The sequence below is a fragment of the Vibrio sp. 1562 genome (assembly GCF_033340155.1).
GTDB classification, from domain to species: Bacteria; Pseudomonadota; Gammaproteobacteria; order Enterobacterales; family Vibrionaceae; genus Vibrio; species Vibrio alginolyticus.
The window spans coordinates 310,461-325,986 of sequence record NZ_JAWOVY010000004.1 but is presented as its reverse complement, the minus strand read 5'-3'; the positions used below and the strand labels follow the sequence as shown (position 1 = coordinate 325,986).

13 protein-coding genes and 1 riboswitch are annotated in these 15,526 nt (G+C 42.1%); of the genes, 8 read left to right on the top strand and 5 right to left on the bottom strand.

What is annotated here, in order from left to right; all coding sequences use genetic code 11:
• The first annotated feature begins 181 nt into the window (after positions 1 to 181).
• From R7Z49_RS06665 to R7Z49_RS06655, 3 genes are all read left to right on the top strand, one after another.
• Entirely contained in the window at positions 182 to 784 is a 603-nt protein-coding gene (locus R7Z49_RS06665; protein ID WP_069547980.1) for a phage baseplate protein, read from the top strand.
• A gap of 22 nt (positions 785 to 806) precedes the next feature.
• Positions 807 to 2,651, top strand: a complete 1,845-nt coding sequence (locus R7Z49_RS06660) for a tape measure protein (protein ID WP_318111475.1) — start codon at positions 807 to 809, stop codon at positions 2,649 to 2,651.
• 349 nt (positions 2,652 to 3,000) lie between these two features.
• Positions 3,001 to 3,100, top strand: a riboswitch (glycine riboswitch).
• A gap of 122 nt (positions 3,101 to 3,222) precedes the next feature.
• On the top strand, positions 3,223 to 4,599 hold the full coding sequence (locus tag R7Z49_RS06655; protein WP_256901089.1) for an alanine/glycine:cation symporter family protein: 1,377 nt from the start codon (positions 3,223 to 3,225) through the stop codon (positions 4,597 to 4,599).
• Positions 4,600 to 4,717: 118 nt separating this feature from the next.
• Here R7Z49_RS06655 and R7Z49_RS06650 read toward each other — a convergent pair whose 3' ends face one another.
• Both R7Z49_RS06650 and R7Z49_RS06645 read right to left on the bottom strand, forming a co-directional pair.
• Positions 4,718 to 5,284 (bottom strand): threonine transporter RhtB, encoded by a 567-nt coding sequence (locus R7Z49_RS06650; protein ID WP_318111474.1) that lies wholly within the window; start codon positions 5,282 to 5,284, stop codon positions 4,718 to 4,720.
• Positions 5,284 to 5,919 carry a LysE family translocator gene (locus tag R7Z49_RS06645; RefSeq protein WP_213970244.1) on the bottom strand — a complete coding sequence of 212 codons (636 nt, stop codon included), beginning with the start codon at positions 5,917 to 5,919 and terminating at the stop codon, positions 5,284 to 5,286. The genes R7Z49_RS06650 and R7Z49_RS06645 overlap by 1 nt, the downstream gene beginning before the upstream one ends.
• Positions 5,920 to 6,142: 223 nt before the next feature.
• Between R7Z49_RS06645 and R7Z49_RS06640 the strand changes: the two genes are divergently transcribed.
• The gene (locus R7Z49_RS06640; RefSeq protein ID WP_017820931.1) at positions 6,143 to 7,615 is read left to right on the top strand and encodes a carboxypeptidase M32; all 1,473 of its coding nucleotides are present in this window, start codon (positions 6,143 to 6,145) and stop codon (positions 7,613 to 7,615) included.
• Between the two features lie 70 nt (positions 7,616 to 7,685).
• On the opposite strand, the gene R7Z49_RS06635 is transcribed toward R7Z49_RS06640, so the two are convergent.
• From R7Z49_RS06635 to R7Z49_RS06625, 3 genes are all read right to left on the bottom strand, one after another.
• Entirely contained in the window at positions 7,686 to 8,636 is a 951-nt protein-coding gene (locus tag R7Z49_RS06635; RefSeq protein ID WP_318111473.1) for an LpxL/LpxP family Kdo(2)-lipid IV(A) lauroyl/palmitoleoyl acyltransferase, read from the bottom strand.
• Positions 8,637 to 9,056: 420 nt separating this feature from the next.
• Positions 9,057 to 9,392, bottom strand: coding sequence for a DMT family transporter (locus R7Z49_RS06630; protein WP_069593657.1), 336 nt, complete (start codon positions 9,390 to 9,392; stop codon positions 9,057 to 9,059).
• Positions 9,393 to 9,515: 123 nt separating this feature from the next.
• Positions 9,516 to 9,902 (bottom strand): DUF6559 family protein, encoded by a 387-nt coding sequence (locus tag R7Z49_RS06625; protein ID WP_005377791.1) that lies wholly within the window; start codon positions 9,900 to 9,902, stop codon positions 9,516 to 9,518.
• A 340-nt stretch (positions 9,903 to 10,242) separates the two neighbouring features.
• Here R7Z49_RS06625 and metA point away from each other — a divergent pair, with 340 nt between their 5' ends.
• The 4 genes from metA to R7Z49_RS06605 all read left to right on the top strand — a co-directional run bounded on the left by metA (position 10,243) and on the right by R7Z49_RS06605 (position 15,441).
• Entirely contained in the window at positions 10,243 to 11,184 is a 942-nt protein-coding gene (gene metA / locus R7Z49_RS06620) for a homoserine O-acetyltransferase MetA (RefSeq protein ID WP_005377792.1), read from the top strand.
• A gap of 179 nt (positions 11,185 to 11,363) precedes the next feature.
• Positions 11,364 to 12,098: a type IV pilus biogenesis/stability protein PilW gene (pilW, locus tag R7Z49_RS06615; RefSeq protein ID WP_318111471.1), complete on the top strand. Its 735-nt coding sequence runs from the start codon at positions 11,364 to 11,366 to the stop codon at positions 12,096 to 12,098.
• 257 nt (positions 12,099 to 12,355) lie between these two features.
• A complete protein-coding gene (locus R7Z49_RS06610; RefSeq protein WP_017633990.1) occupies positions 12,356 to 13,285 on the top strand; it encodes a phosphate/phosphite/phosphonate ABC transporter substrate-binding protein in 930 nt (309 codons plus the stop codon).
• Positions 13,285 to 15,441 (top strand): EAL domain-containing protein, encoded by a 2,157-nt coding sequence (locus R7Z49_RS06605; RefSeq protein ID WP_318111470.1) that lies wholly within the window; start codon positions 13,285 to 13,287, stop codon positions 15,439 to 15,441. Before R7Z49_RS06610 ends, R7Z49_RS06605 begins: the two co-directional genes overlap by 1 nt.
• Positions 15,442 to 15,526 lie beyond the last annotated feature (85 nt).

The window sequence follows — 15,526 nt, the reverse complement described above, 5'->3', positions numbered from 1 at the left end:
CTGAAACTCAGTATATTGTTTAATAATTATTCAATTTCGGACGACTTGGTTTTCTGTCCGAATTACGCAACAAAGCCAACCAAAAGAGAAAGATCCTAAAGAAGATTATCGAACAGTATTGAAGAAGATAAAGAAGATTGTGGATGAAGAACTGAGAAAATAATAATAAGGATAAATAAAAATGATTGTCCCAACGTATCTAATGGACTCCACCAACGGCAGACTATACGCCGATGCATTCTCAGAACTCACCCCAACTTGGAATGCTAACGTGAGTAAATATCCAATTTCAGATAAGAGCACTATCTCAAATCATGTTATTAAACAGAACCCTATCCTGAGTTTAACCTTCTATGTGGGACGTCACCCACTTAAACAATACGATGGTTTAGTCGGATACGAAGATTTAAACCAGCGCCCTTCTAGGACTAATGACGTTCTACTCGGATGGTATAACAACTCAACAAAACTCACTATCGTGAATGAGCTGTACAATTTCTCAAATTATGTGATTACAAGCTACTCTCCCCAGCAAGTTTCGAGCACTGATAGTTATAAATATTCGCTCACCCTTGAGCATATCAGAAACGTCAGCTACTCCCGAGGAACACTGATTCAAGCAATGGATGATAGTAAGAAATTGGATGCTCAGTCTAAAACTAATCAGAGTGATTCAGATTCAAAGTCACAGAACGACACACAGAAATCGATGAGACAACAAGTGTGGGAGTTCTATAACGGCAATGGGATCGTAGATCTACAAAACCCACCTTCCAAACCATAACAACAATTAGAAAGGTTTTAATATGGCTAGAACACTCCATAAATTTGTAAATACCGTGGGCTGGCGTTTAGATAGACAGTCGTGGAACAGCGTCTTAAAGCAAAGTAAACAATTAGCTAAACAACTAGAAAGAGCAAACCCACAAACGATTTTAAACCCTGACGGAACAAGCGGTACTACATCAAACAGGCGTAGACGACAGCCTGAACATGATGCACACGCTAGGCAGTACAGAAAGCTCAATGCTGAACAAAAGAAATTTGAGCAAACCCAGCGTACTGTTTTAAAAAGGTTTGTACTCAGTAATGCAGCTATCCGTGATCTAGATGTATCTGAAAAGAAAGTACTCCTCACCAAGCTCAAACAAGCGAAGACAGTAGAAGAACTACTACACCTTGAGAAAAAGCTTAAATCTCAGATTACAGATCGCAACCGCCGTGAACGCACTCGAACTCGTGAACTTCAAAAGCAACAAGGCATTTCTAAGAATTTAGCCGCTAACCTTGCTGGTGTTTATGCTGTAGCAGCTAGTAGTCATGCAGTGGTTCAAACAGGACTCACATTCGAATCACTAGAGCGTTCAATGTTAGTTACCAGTGGCTCGGCAGAGAAAGCAGCAGATAACTTTGCATTTGTGCGTCAAACAGCTTTAGAACTAGGTCAGGATATTAATACTCTGACACGTGCTTACGTGAACTTTCAAGCAGCAGCAGGTAACAAGATGTCAGAGAAGGACTTGAGAGGTCTATTCAAAGGTCTGGCAGAATATAACACTGCACTTGGTGTCACTCAGGAAGCACAACAACGTTCGATCATCGCTATCCAACAAATTGCAGGAAAAGGTACGCTGTACGCTGAAGAGATCTATGGGCAGTTGTCTGAAAGTAGCGCTGGATCGGTCCAACAAATGATCAATGCAGCAGTAGCACTTGGTAAGATTGATAAGAACCTTAGTGAAGTCGATAAAGAACGTGCTTTCCGTAAGTTAATGAAAGATGGGAAGCTACTTGCAAGCGAAATCCTCCCAGAATTCGGACGACAACTTTCAATCGCTGCAAACCGTAATGATCAACTAGCTTGGAGTCTACGTACTGGACTAGGTCCACAATTATCCATTGCTAAAAATAACGTGCTTGAGTTAGGTAATGAGTTTTTCAAGGGTCTAAAACCAGCTCTTATGGCAATTACAAAGAGTTTCAACCTGTTAGCAGGCGAAGGTAAAGGACTCGCTAAGGTACTTGGTAGCGGAATCGGTAGTGCGTTAAAAGCGATCTCATTTCCCTTCGTTATGTTAGGTGCCCTATTAATCGACGCTTACAACGGCTTCAAAGACCTAACAGGAGCTACTGACGAAGGAATCACCAAGTTTGCAACCTTTGGAGCTAAAGTATTAGGTTTATCATTTGGATTAACTAAGCTCATTAAAGGATTTAAGATGCTATGGAACATTGGTTCAAAAGTGGTTGGATTCTTCACTGGTGGTAGTAAAGCTGCTTCAACAATGGCTAAAGGTGTTGGTGGTATTAACACTGGTCTTCGTGGAACATTATCACTCTTCTCACGTTTGAATGTGTACCTAACCGGATTGCTTGCAGTTTGGGAAGCAAGACCGGGCGGCAGTATGAGCTTTACATCATTGTTCGGCGATTCTAAGACTGCTAAATGGTGGGACACTCCTGTACTTGAGCATCTACGTAGAACTGGCAAGGAAATAACTTCTAATCAGCAGAAAGTAGACGTTAATATTCATGTACGGAGTGATATTGACAGTTCAGGTAGCATCATCCCTGTAGTGAGAACAGAGATAGACAACGCTGAAGAGCAAAGGATGATAGGCTTTTATCAAAACCTATCAGCTTCAAATTAAGGCTTACAGTAATGACATTACCCCACCTTATTGGTGGGGTTTTTTATACTATCGAATACACAAGTTGGGGTACAAATTGGAGTACATCGACTTAAAACACTATGAAAAATACTTGACCTATATCTCATAGTTGGTAAATTATGCGCTGTTAGCAATAGGCTAACTATCTGATTATCTGAGAGTTATGTAACAACTTAGTAACAACTGAGAAACTTATATAAATCAAAGGTAATTGTTCCGATGAAGACTGCAGGAGAGTGGTTATTAATCAAATTTTAACATTTGATTAGCATAACTCGCCGAAGAATTAACTATTTCAGGTGCTACCTAGGTAGCGGGGACTGTAGTTGGAGGAACCTCTGGAGAGAACCGTTAAATCGGTCGCCGAAGGAGCAAGTCTTGCACTCACGCAAGGTGAAACTCTCAGGCAAAAGGACAGAGGAGTGGAAAGTTACAACCTAACTATTTTGCTTGGCCTTCCCGCCTACAACCAATAGCTTAGCTCTTTTAGAGATCGTTGATCTCGTCCTTTCCCTCTTCTCCTTATTAGTTGTTTTATTAAGGGGAAATCATGAACAACCTACAATCTTTACTACAAACCATCGATAATTTTGTCTGGGGTCCACCGCTGCTTATTTTGCTAGTAGGTACAGGGGTTTACTTCACTTTTAGCCTTGGCTTGATCCAGTTTAAACACCTCCCAACAGCGCTAGCGATGGTATTCAGTAAAGATAAGTCATCTAATACTCAAGGTGACGTTTCTAGCTTTGCAGCTCTTTGTACTGCGCTCTCAGCAACAATTGGTACTGGTAACATTGTTGGTGTTGCCACAGCAATCAAACTCGGTGGACCAGGCGCTCTATTCTGGATGTGGCTCGCTGCCCTTTTCGGAATGGCGACTAAATACGCCGAATGTTTGTTGGCGGTTAAGTACCGAAGAGTCGATGATAAAGGCCAAATGATTGGTGGCCCAATGTATTACTTGCAATACGGTGTTGGCTCAAAAGCTCTCGCGATCATGTTTGCAGTGTTTGCTTTGGGTGTTGCTTGTTTTGGTATCGGTACGTTTCCACAAGTAAACGCGATTCTGGATGCAAGTGAGATATCTCTTGGTGTTAACCGTGAGCTATCTGCCTTTGTACTAACTCTTTTGGTTGCTTTCGTAACTTTGGGTGGCATCAAATCCATTGCTAACGTTGCAGGAAAAGTGGTTCCTACCATGGCTGTATTTTATGTGTTGGCGTGTTTAAGCGTGATCATCATGAATGCAGACCAATTGTTCAATGCCGTTGAATTAGTGCTGGTTTCAGCCTTTACATCAACAGCAGCGACTGGTGGTTTTTTAGGTGCAAGCATCATGCTGGCAATCCAATCAGGTATCGCTCGCGGTGTGTTCTCAAATGAATCAGGTTTGGGTAGCGCGCCTATGGCAGCAGCAGCAGCGAAGACAGACTCTTGTGTTAAACAAGGCCTAATTTCAATGACGGGTACCTTTTTCGATACCATCATTATTTGTACCATGACAGGCCTTGCTCTAATCCTGACCGGTGCATGGCAAAGTGACCTAGCAGGCGCCGCGATGACGACTCATGCTTTTGCGGTGGGTTTAAATGCAGATACATTTGGCCCTATGCTCGTTTCAATCGGTTTGATGTTCTTCGCTTTTACCACCATTCTTGGTTGGAACTACTACGGTGAGCGCTGCGTTGTGTTCCTGTTCGGAACTAAAGCTGTACTTCCATACAAACTGATTTTCGTTGGCTTGGTGGCATCTGGTGCATTCCTTCACCTCGATATGATTTGGCTACTGGCTGATATCGTAAACGGTCTGATGGCAATTCCTAACCTGATTGGTTTGCTCGCACTGCGTCACGTCGTACTGGCAGAAACCAAACTGTTCTTTAGCTCAACATCGCAATCAGGTGAAGTTGAAGCAGTGAAAGCTTAATGAAACGGCAGGTTTGCGGTCATAAACTGTCAGTCACAGAGAGCAAAACACATTAGACATGGTAAAAACACAAAGCCCGCTATTATTTAGCGGGCTTTATTTATCTTCGGTTAAATGGTTAATCTCTCAACCATTGATGCTCAACGTTTTCTCCACGTTCTTCAAAAAACTTCGCATTTTTTTGCTTGAATTGATCCGCTTTCAACTCTGAGAGCGGCCAGTCTAAAAATGCTTCTGTTACAAACGAGTCGCCGACACCAACTTCAATCGATTCCAGATGTTTCCCGATGTAGCGATAAAAGTAGCCTTGCCCAAACGCATCGCACACCATAGGTACATGCCTAACAGGTTGATGATTGACAGAGACCGAAGCCCAAGTTGTCGTTTTAGGTTCACAGGTTTGCTCTTTTACAACGTCAACCTCAAATTTATTGTCCATAGTTGTCGAAACAAAAACGACAATAGCGTCATGCAAATACACACGCCTGAGCAATAACTGTTTAGTGTCTTGAGTTCGCGTTTGTTGTATTCCATTAGCAAAAGGCTCGAAGTAGCCCCAGTGCCAAGACCAGATCATGCCGCGTTGCGCAAACTGTACTTGTGGCCACGTATGCCAAGCAACAGCGGCACCTATCCCCACAATAAATACAGCGAGTAGTATCAACAATCGATAAATATTACGCATTAAACGGGTTTTTCAATTAATAACTTCACACCAAGTGCGACTAATACTGCGCCCGTCGCGCCTTCCATCCACTTCATAAAGCTTGCATTCTTTAGTAGATTTTTAGCCGAGTTAAGCGCGCCAGCTAAACCACACTGCCAAACCATCGCAATAGCAAAGTGTACAGATGCCATCATCATTGATTGAAGCAAGGGTGAACCTTCTGGATTCACAAACTGTGGTAAGAAAGCCAAATAGAAGACCGCCGTTTTCGGGTTCAAGACGTTAGAAAGAAAGCCCTCTCTAAAAGAGCGCTTACCATTAAACACTTCGTGAATCTGCTCGGTCACGGTCAATCCATCTTTCGACGACATTAGCGCTTTTAAACTGCTCAAACCAAGCCAGATAAGATAAGCTGCGCCAATCATTTTTACGATTTGGAACAACTCTGCTGATTGCGCAAGAATCGCCGAGATACCAACCGCAGAAAAAAAAGCATGTACGAATAAGCCAAAGCAAACCCCTAGACTGGTTGTACATCCATCTTTTAGGCCCGAGCGGCTAGTGTTACGGATAACAAGTGCAGTATCTAAACCTGGCGTTAACGTTAAAATCGTAATGGCAATAATAAATGCCTCGAAATTCAAAATATCCATATTATCGTGATAATTAATTGTCAATCCTTCATCAATACCGCCAATCCACAAGATTCGCAAGCTTCTTTTTTAAGAGAGCTATACAACTGGGTGAGTTTATGGACAATGGGTTGGAGTTAATTGTTAATTATTAGTAAATTAACGCAGGTTGCTTAGTGCAACACCATATGAAGGACCCGTTATCGGGTGTTTAGGGAAAGAACAAAAGAATAAGAGTAGTCACATGAACGCATTTACAAAACTCGTTGAACATTCCAAAAAAGTGGCAAATTTTGAGCATCTATCTGCCATCATAGATTGGGATCAAGCAGCGGTCATGCCACCTGGTGGCGCTGAAGCACGCTCGAATGCCACGGCAGAGCTTGATGTACATATCCATTCTTTAATGACTCAACCGCACTTGGGAGAGCTTTTCGCTCAGGCAGAAGAAGACACGCTGTCTACAAAAGAAAAATCTATCCTAAGAGAAATGAAGCGTGGGTGGCAGCAAGCTAACTTACTACCAGAATCATTAGTTCAAGCTCAATCTCTTGCTGGCTCCAAATGTGAACATGCATGGCGTACACAACGTGGAGAAAATGACTGGGCTGGTTTTGAAAAGAACTGGGCTGAAGTAGTAAAGCTATCGCAGGAAGAAGCGCAAATTAGAGCCGAAGCAAATGGCACGACTCCTTATGATGCCATGCTCGATGTTTATGAACCTGGCACAACGTCTGCGTCGTTAGACATTCTTTTTGCTGACGTGAAAACCTGGCTTCCTACTTTGATCGATGAAGCGCTTGAAAAACAACAATCAGACAACATCTTATTGCCAACTGCACACTACCCTGCGGAAAAGCAAAAAGCGCTCGGTTTGGAAGTCATGAAGCTACTTCAATTCGATTTTGAACACGGTCGACTTGATGAGAGTACCCACCCATTTTGTGGCGGTGTACCGACAGATGTACGTATTACGACACGTTATAATGAAAACGAGTTTGTCCAATCATTGATGGGGATTGTCCACGAAACTGGCCATGCTCGATACGAGCAAGGGCTACCAAAAGATTTATCAGGAACACCCGCGGGAGAAGCTCGCTCTATGGGTATTCATGAATCACAATCACTCTTCTTTGAAATGCAAATAGGACGAAGCAGCGCGTTTATCGATCACCTCGCTCGACTGGCTTCTAACCATTTTTCTGGTAGTGAATTCGAAAAAGACAATTTAGCCAAAATTTACACTCGCGTAGAAAAAGGCTTTATTCGCGTAGATGCTGACGAACTTACATATCCTGCTCACGTTATTCTTCGATATGAAATTGAGCGAGATCTCATGAACGGCGTCATCAAACATACAGATGTACCAGAACTCTGGAACGAAAAGATGAAAGCGTACTTGGGGCTATCAACCGAAGGAAACTTCAAAAATGGCTGTATGCAAGATATCCATTGGACAGACGGAAGTTTTGGCTATTTCCCGTCCTACACGCTCGGTGCGATGTACGCTGCACAATTTATGGCAGCAATGAAACAAACCGTCGATGTAGATGCGGTTATTCGTTCTGGCGACTTAGCTCCGATATTCAATTGGCTCTCGGAAAACATCTGGAGTAAAGGGAGCTTATTCACCACTGATGAGTTGGTAAAACAAGCCACGGGTGAAACACTGAATGCTAAACACTTTCAAGCTCACCTAAAAGATCGCTACTTATAAAGCGAAAAGAATAGAAAGTAAAAGCCCAAGGTTCGTATGTTCCTTGGGCTTTTTGTAGGCTATCTATGTGTTATGCCAAGCTAGGGATGAGCCTAGGCTTGTACAAACAGTCCTCACCCTCTGGTCTAGTTTTAAACCGACGATGAAGCCACATATACTGGCTCGGACTTGCCATGATTGATGTTTCAACTATTTGATTCACGAATGCGGCGGCGCGTTGATGATCCTCTTTCGGGAAACCTTCGACGGGCGCACTAATGGTTAGGGTATAGTGTCCGTCTTTTCCTCTTACCATCGTAAAAGGCACAATGGCGCAATCTGTAGAATCAACCAACAAACTTGTACCTGTCGTAGTACAAGCATTTTTAACGGCAAATAACGGTGCAAATGTCGAGCGTCGGTTACCATAATCGTGGTCCGGTGCATACCAAACCCGCTCACCCGCTTTAAGTGATTCAAGCATGGCTTTGACGTTTTTACGATCAATCAGTGTACGATTAGAGCGAGAGCGTCCCTTATACTGAAAATAATCAAAGCACGGATTATTGTTTGGGCGATAAACACCGGTTCCAGACTTTTTAATGCCAAAAGCTCGAGCACCTAACTCTAGATTCATTGAGTGTACGGCCAACATTAATGCACCTTTGCCTGACTTCTCTAAAGCCTCTAGATGCTCCATGCCTTTTATCGTGACGTGTTTGTTTACCCGTTTATCTGACCAAAACCATGCCATTGCGGTCTCAAAAAGTGCGATGCCAGTATTGTCGATGTTGTCTTTTAGAATTGCTTCGCGTTGGCATTTTTCCATATGAGGGAAGCAAAGCTCAAGATTGCGTCTGATCGTAACTTGACGTTTTCTCATGAATCGCATAGCTAAACGACCAATGTTGCGTCCCAAAGCTAGTTGAACTTTAAAAGGAAGGAGGCTAAGTAAGTACATCACGCTAATGATAATTAACGTTCCCCAGTAACGAGGCAAAAGAAATTCGGCCTTGAAAGCAGGCTTTTTGTATTTGTTCATGTAAGTATTGTCAGATGTGCCCATCTATAAGTGATAAAAACAATGATAATGGACTGCACTTTTATCATTGATAACGCTAATAACATAAATTAAAGCGCGCGGATTCTATGGTTCTTCGACACACTACACAATAAGAACTTTGCAGAAATATGTAGGGAATGAAAAAGCAGTAAAGATGAGTCGCCACGTTAACATCTATCGGAGTGATTTATCTACTGCCCTTTCCTAAAGTTTGAAGAAACATAACTTTGTATTTTCAATGCGCTAAATAATGTCTATTTTTCAATCACATAATGCGACCGTTATGAATACAACAATAAGACGTCATATCAATACTCGCCATTAGCGATTGAATTTGTACTAAAAAGCCGCAGCAATTTCTCGCTGCGGCTTCTTATTCACTTAACAAGTAGAGTGGCGTTATTCGTGCCCTACTGTTTTGGATAATAAATTTACGATCAACACACCTGCGATGATAAACCCAATACCAACTAGGGCTGGTAAGTCTAGACGCTGTCCGTAAACAAAGTAACCAACCGTCGCAACCAAAACGATCCCAGCACCACTCCATATGGCATAAACAACCCCGACAGGCATTGTTTGCACTGTGACGGAAAGCAAGAAGAAAGCGATGCCGTAACCAATCAAAACGACTGTGCTCGGCATTACTTTCGTAAATTGCTCTGTTTTGGGAATATAAGAAGTGGCAATCACTTCACATACAATCGCTATCGACAGCGCCAACATTGGTGGCATAGAGACAAGCATTTTGAACATAAGGCATTAACGCTCAACAGAAATGTAACCGACAACATGTCCGGATAATTAGGCCGCGCATTATACCCAACTCATCTCACGATGGAATACCACTAACGATGTTTACACACCATCACTTTCGCTTACTTTTTGATGACCAGGTGAAAGGCTGACGTTTTGGTGCTGACGAGAAATTTCAAAGTAGATATGCATATCAATCGGCTCAGGTGTATTGAGTAGCATCTTACCTACTTCACGTTGGAAATGACCATAATTACCTAGCTCATCCGTTAGTTCTAGGAGCTCGTAAGAGGCTTCATCGGCAAACATTCCATACGCATACTGATAATGACTGATATCCTTGCTCTTATCATAACCCAGCTTTTGAAGAGCTTGATCAATCTCTTCCGGCGTATAAATGTCTTTATCACCAAACGAATGCAGTAGCACGCAAGGAACTTCTTGAGCGATGCTCTGAATCTTTGTCTTTCTCTTGAAAATACCGAACATAATGTCCTCCACTGACGATGTTTCCAAACATGCACATTAATGCAAAATGGTGAGCTGATTGTTTTTAGTATGGCTCATTAATTTGAGACTTCCTTACTACGAAGTCACCTTCACATATTAACGTGATCGCATAATTACCAGCAAATAGTACACACTGCGTTTCAAACCTATCTCATCAGAAACTCTGCTTTAGTCACAATTGTGTGACAACCCCGAGTACGGTTTACCATAATGTAAAGAGTAGATTGAAAAGTCGGATTTCGTATCGACATCTAAACTTAATTAAGTTAGCTTTAGAAGTATAGACGTCTAGATTGACTATGCTTAGGGAGAGAAAGTCGTGCCAATTAGAATTCCAGATCAATTACCAGCTACCGATGTATTAAGGACAGAAAACATCTTCGTGATGAGTGAAACGCGTGCAGCGAGTCAGGAAATACGTCCTTTAAGAGTGCTGATCCTTAATCTGATGCCAAAAAAAATAGAGACTGAAACTCAGTTTCTGCGTCTACTCTCAAACAGCCCACTACAGGTTAACGTCGAATTACTGCGCATTGATAACCGCCCGAGTAAAAATACGCCAACTGAACATTTAGACACGTTTTATCGCCAATTTGAAATGGTGCGAGATAAAAACTTCGATGGCATGATCATTACTGGGGCTCCATTAGGTTTGGTGCAATTTGAAGATGTCATTTATTGGGATCATCTCAAAACCATCATGGAGTGGGCAAAAGATCATGTGACATCCACTCTTTATGTTTGCTGGGCTGCGCAAGCAGGGTTAAAGCTACTCTACGATCTACCTAAAAAAACGCGTAAAGAAAAACTTTCAGGCGTGTATCATCATCAAATCCATCATCAGTTTCACCCTATCTTACGCGGATTTGATGACACGTTTTTGGCTCCTCACTCGCGTTACGCAGATTTTTCGCCTCACTTTCTAGAAGAGCATACTGACTTAGACATTTTAGCGACATCGGATGTCGCAGGTGTGTACTTGGCCACCACAAAAGACAAACGCAATGTCTTTGTCACAGGACACCCTGAGTATGATTCTCACACCTTACATAATGAATATATCCGAGATTTAAGCGAAGGTATGGAGCCCGCTATTCCTGTCAACTATTACCCAAACAACAACCCAGATAACCCACCAATTGCAAGCTGGAGAAGCCATGGACACCTCCTCTTTTTAAACTGGCTGAACTACTGTGTTTATCAGCAAACACCGTACGATCTCGATCACTTCAGTGAAGATGCTTTCACTAAAGACGATTAGCTTCAAAATAAGCAAACAAAGCACTCATCATTACCGAAATGTAATATGTGAACCAAGCCGCCATATGGCGGCTTTTTCATAACAGTTTGCAAACCTGATCGCATAGTGTTTTTTCCTCAATAGGTTTTTGCTAAGTAATTCATATCATGCAGAAAGATTCAGGGATGTAGGGATAAAGAATGAAAACAGCAAAGCTCGGTGCACTAATATTATTGTCTCAGTTTGCACTCGTGGGTTGCGTGACGGTGAAAGAAGATGGAAGCCCTGTCGTTAAAGCCGATCCTGTGGCAATGGCAGAATCACGTATCGCACTTGGCTTAGGTTATTTAGACGGCGGTAACATGATTCGCGCGCATGATAACTTACAACAAGCCTTAAACCACGCACCTCAATACTATCGCGCGCAATTATCTATGGCTCACTACTACGAAACGGTTGGTGAAGATATTAAAGCCGAACAGATGTATAAACGCTCTCTACGCCAACACACTAAAAACGGAAATGTGCTCAATAACTACGGTACTTTTCTTTGCAAGCGAGGTGACTTCGAAAAAGCCGATCAGATGTTTAATCGAGCCATTGAGCAGCCTTATTACTACCTTATTCCAGCAAGCTATGAGAATGCAGCTTTTTGTGCGCTAAAATCACAAGATAAAGACAAAGCGAGATACTACTTTACTAGAGCTATCGATCATGACCCTCATAGACCAAAATCGATTTTGCAACTCGCTAAAATAGAAATTGATAGCGGTGATTATACTGAAGCTAGAATTCGATTAATGAGATTCAATCAAATGTATGGCGTGAAGAAGCCCTCTTTGCAACTCATGATTCAACTTGAACGTGCAGCAGGCAATGAAGCTCTCGAGAAAAAGTATCAAAAACAATTGGAAAATTTTCTTAGTACAAAATAGCGATACATAAGGCGCATTAGCTCACAGCCAATACAGCGCTTGACCAAGAATCCAGTGAATTCAGACTCACGGTGATACATTCATCCTGTACATAAACGTCAAATTCGGTACTATTTGAACGGAATAAGTGACCAAGTCACATTATAAAAAGTGCGCACACAACGAAATTTGTACATCATACTGTTTTTAAGATTGATTTCGGCACATTGATAAATACTAAATATTACTGACATGCACCAGAAGGAAGTTGAAGCCGGATGAAACCTGCCTGCACTCTGTTATTACTCACTTTGCTGAGTTCACCTTTTGTTGTCAGTGCACAAGAAAATATTGAGAAAACATTCACGTTTGGCATTGTGTCCAATAAAGCCCAAAGCAAAATCAAAAAAGCGACGCCCCTTACTCAGTATGTAACTGAAAATATGTCTGAATATGGTTACGCAAAAGGGGCAGTAAAGGTATTTAAAAATTATCGTCAGCTCGCGGTTGCGCTTGAAAATGGCACCGTTCAAATTGCAACGGCGACCCCCTTTAATGCGATGACCTTAGAAAAGGAGTCTAATAGCCAAGTTCTTGCTATACGATGGAAAAAAGGCCTGCAAAAATATCATACGGTGTTCTTTACTAATAAAGAGAGTGGCATTGAGTCACTTTCTGACCTGCGCGGAAAAACGCTTGTTTTCGAAAAGCGCACGTCTACCAGCAGCTATTACCTACCTGCGATTACATTGCTGAACCACGGAGAAAAACTGCAATACCTTCCCTCTCCTGATGACAAACCGGCCAAAGACAGCATTGGTTATTTATTCCTTGATGAGCAACTCGCTCAGTCAAATGAAATCAACCTATCTGTATGGGTATATAAACAGAGAGTTGCAGCAGGAGCATTCAGTAACTTCAACTGGAACAATCCCAAAGATTTGCCAGAGAACATGAAAGACAAACTAGCGATTTTTTCTCGTTCTGTTGAAATACCCAGGGATTTGATTCTCGCTTCTCCAAGCATGAGCCTAGAGCAACAGCGTAAAATCACGTCCATACTGCTTGATATGGATACAACTCACGAAGGCTCTCTCGCACTTAAAAAGTTTCAGAACACCAAAAAATTCAGCGCGCTTACTCCAGAAATGCGAGCCTCCTTAAGTACAGTGCGCAAGTCAGTTCACTTATTACCGAAGGTGGATTGATGTTTCAAAAGCTCTCACTCGAAACCAAATACATTTGCTCGACAATGTTCGTTGTCTTGTTTGTTGTGGTGATAAATCTTGCGTTATACATGCACGGTTACGATGCGTATTCAAATAGCTTAACTCAACAAATCACGAACAACTCTCAAGAAAAAACAGAATCTTACGTTAAGCAAAAAGGGTTGGTTTATGCAGAGCTATTATCAAAACAGCTTTTTGATCCACTCTATACAGACAATATCAGTCAAGCGTATGAGCAAATTAAGGCAACATTGAGCCAGCCAGATGTCTCGAAAATACATGTTGTTGACAATGAAGGGCTAATCTTTCACGACGGCACTACTCAGCTAAGGATGTTTGCCCAACCTCATGACCGCTCTCCTTTTATTTTGAAAGCAATAGAAGAATCCAGAACTCTCGTTTCCTTTTCCAAGCATCAGTTGGAGATCGCAGCGCCGATTCAGCAATCAAACATTACTCTTGGGGCGGTATATCTTGAGCTTAACTTGATACATCTACTGGAAGAGAAAGAACAGAACATTGAACAAGTCCAAGCGATTACCTCAAACGATAAACAGAAGATGTTTAACTTGCTGCTAACGATCAGTGGGATATCCGTTCTATTCGGTAGCATCATCGCTTATGCTTTGGGGCGGTCGTTAACTAAGCCACTCAAGCAACTAAAAGATCAATTTTCAGAGTCAAATACCCAAGCGCTGCCAGTCACCGACATACAAAGCAAAGATGAAGTGGGAGAACTTATTTCGGCGTACAACAAAATGTCAAACAAAGTGAACCGATACACCAGTCGAGTTGAGTTCATGGCGTACCACGATATTCTGACTTCCCTGCCAAACCGAGAAAAGTTACTCATTGATATTCAAACGCAAATAACTGACCACAAATCCCCCTCACTCGCGGTTGTGTTTATTGACTTGGATGACTTTAAGCACATTAACGATAACTATGGACATAACATTGGGGATAAATTGCTAGGCCATCTTGCCTCAGAGCTTCAAGGCCGTTTGCCGAGTTATTTTAAGCCGATTTACCGCCTTTCTACCATCGTAAGTCGAGTAGGTGCGGATGAATTTGTACTGGCCTTTCCGTGCTCGGACAATCATGAAGCTAGAGAAAAAGCGAACGATATTCATCGCCAACTACTCTCTCCCTTTAGTTTGGAAGAGAACGATATTCAAATTACGGCAAGCCTCGGAATTGCTGTGTATCCAGAATTTGGTTCAAACGCTGAGTCTCTTTTACAGCTTTCCTCTCTTGCGGCGCAGGAATCTAAAAGACGCGGTAAAGACATTATGACGATATACGATTCCACGTTTGATGAAACGATTAAACAACGTTTATACATAGAACGAGAACTGCGTCGTTCAGTACGTGACTTGTCTCAATTCGAGCTGTGGTATCAACCACAATTTGATCTAAAAACCTATCGCCTAATTGGGGTCGAAGCATTGGTTAGGTGGAATCATCCCGAGAAAGGTTATATCAGTCCAGAATCGTTTATCCCGATCGCAGAACAAAGTGATTTAATATTGGAGCTTGGAGAACATATCATTAAGACGGCAGTTGCTCAGCGGGCAATGTGGGCAGAACATTTCGGTACTGATTTTCACATTGCACTAAACTTGTCCCCAAGACAAATCTATCGCCAAGATTTAAGTCAATTATTTTCTAAGTATTTACGACGACATGATGTCGCCCCTCAAACCATTCATGTTGAAGTGACAGAGTCACTTTTTATTGATGATACAGAGAAAGCTCAATATGTGCTTAAAAAACTACAAAGTATCGGAGTGGAAGTTTGGCTAGATGACTTTGGTACGGGGTATTCAGCCCTTGCCTACCTACAACATATGGCTTTTGACGGGCTCAAGATTGATCGTTCATTTATCGCTCAAATCCGAAAAAGCGATCAAGACGATTCATTAGTTCGCGCGATTGTATCCATGGCTCACAACCTAAGAATGAAAGTAGTAGCCGAAGGCGTAGAAACTCAAACTCAACTCACACGAATGGAGTCTCTCCACTGTGACGTCGTACAAGGTTTTTTCTTAGGTAGACCTGTACCTGCCGAGGAATTGATTGCATTTGAATACCAACGAGGGAGTGACGCTCAAATCGTCAATCACTTTGCTTAGAACGCCGTTTTGTTAACTATTGCCGCTTAGCGCGTTAGTACTCGTAATGCAATATCGGTCACACTTCCCCCACCTCATTAATATG

Bases quoted from the DNA above. Each gene is read 5' to 3' on its own strand.
- R7Z49_RS06665 (WP_069547980.1), top strand. From the start codon at position 182: ATGATTGTCCCAACGTATCTAATGGACTCCACCAACGGCAGACTATAC.
- R7Z49_RS06660 (WP_318111475.1), top strand. From the start codon at position 807: ATGGCTAGAACACTCCATAAATTTGTAAATACCGTGGGCTGGCGTTTA.
- R7Z49_RS06655 (WP_256901089.1), top strand. From the start codon at position 3,223: ATGAACAACCTACAATCTTTACTACAAACCATCGATAATTTTGTCTGG.
- R7Z49_RS06650 (WP_318111474.1), bottom strand. From the start codon at position 5,284: ATGCGTAATATTTATCGATTGTTGATACTACTCGCTGTATTTATTGTG.
- R7Z49_RS06645 (WP_213970244.1), bottom strand. From the start codon at position 5,919: ATGGATATTTTGAATTTCGAGGCATTTATTATTGCCATTACGATTTTA.
- R7Z49_RS06640 (WP_017820931.1), top strand. From the start codon at position 6,143: ATGAACGCATTTACAAAACTCGTTGAACATTCCAAAAAAGTGGCAAAT.
- R7Z49_RS06635 (WP_318111473.1), bottom strand. From the start codon at position 8,636: ATGAACAAATACAAAAAGCCTGCTTTCAAGGCCGAATTTCTTTTGCCT.
- R7Z49_RS06630 (WP_069593657.1), bottom strand. From the start codon at position 9,392: ATGCCACCAATGTTGGCGCTGTCGATAGCGATTGTATGTGAAGTGATT.
- R7Z49_RS06625 (WP_005377791.1), bottom strand. From the start codon at position 9,902: ATGTTCGGTATTTTCAAGAGAAAGACAAAGATTCAGAGCATCGCTCAA.
- pilW (WP_318111471.1), top strand. From the start codon at position 11,364: ATGAAAACAGCAAAGCTCGGTGCACTAATATTATTGTCTCAGTTTGCA.
- R7Z49_RS06610 (WP_017633990.1), top strand. From the start codon at position 12,356: ATGAAACCTGCCTGCACTCTGTTATTACTCACTTTGCTGAGTTCACCT.
- R7Z49_RS06605 (WP_318111470.1), top strand. From the start codon at position 13,285: ATGTTTCAAAAGCTCTCACTCGAAACCAAATACATTTGCTCGACAATG.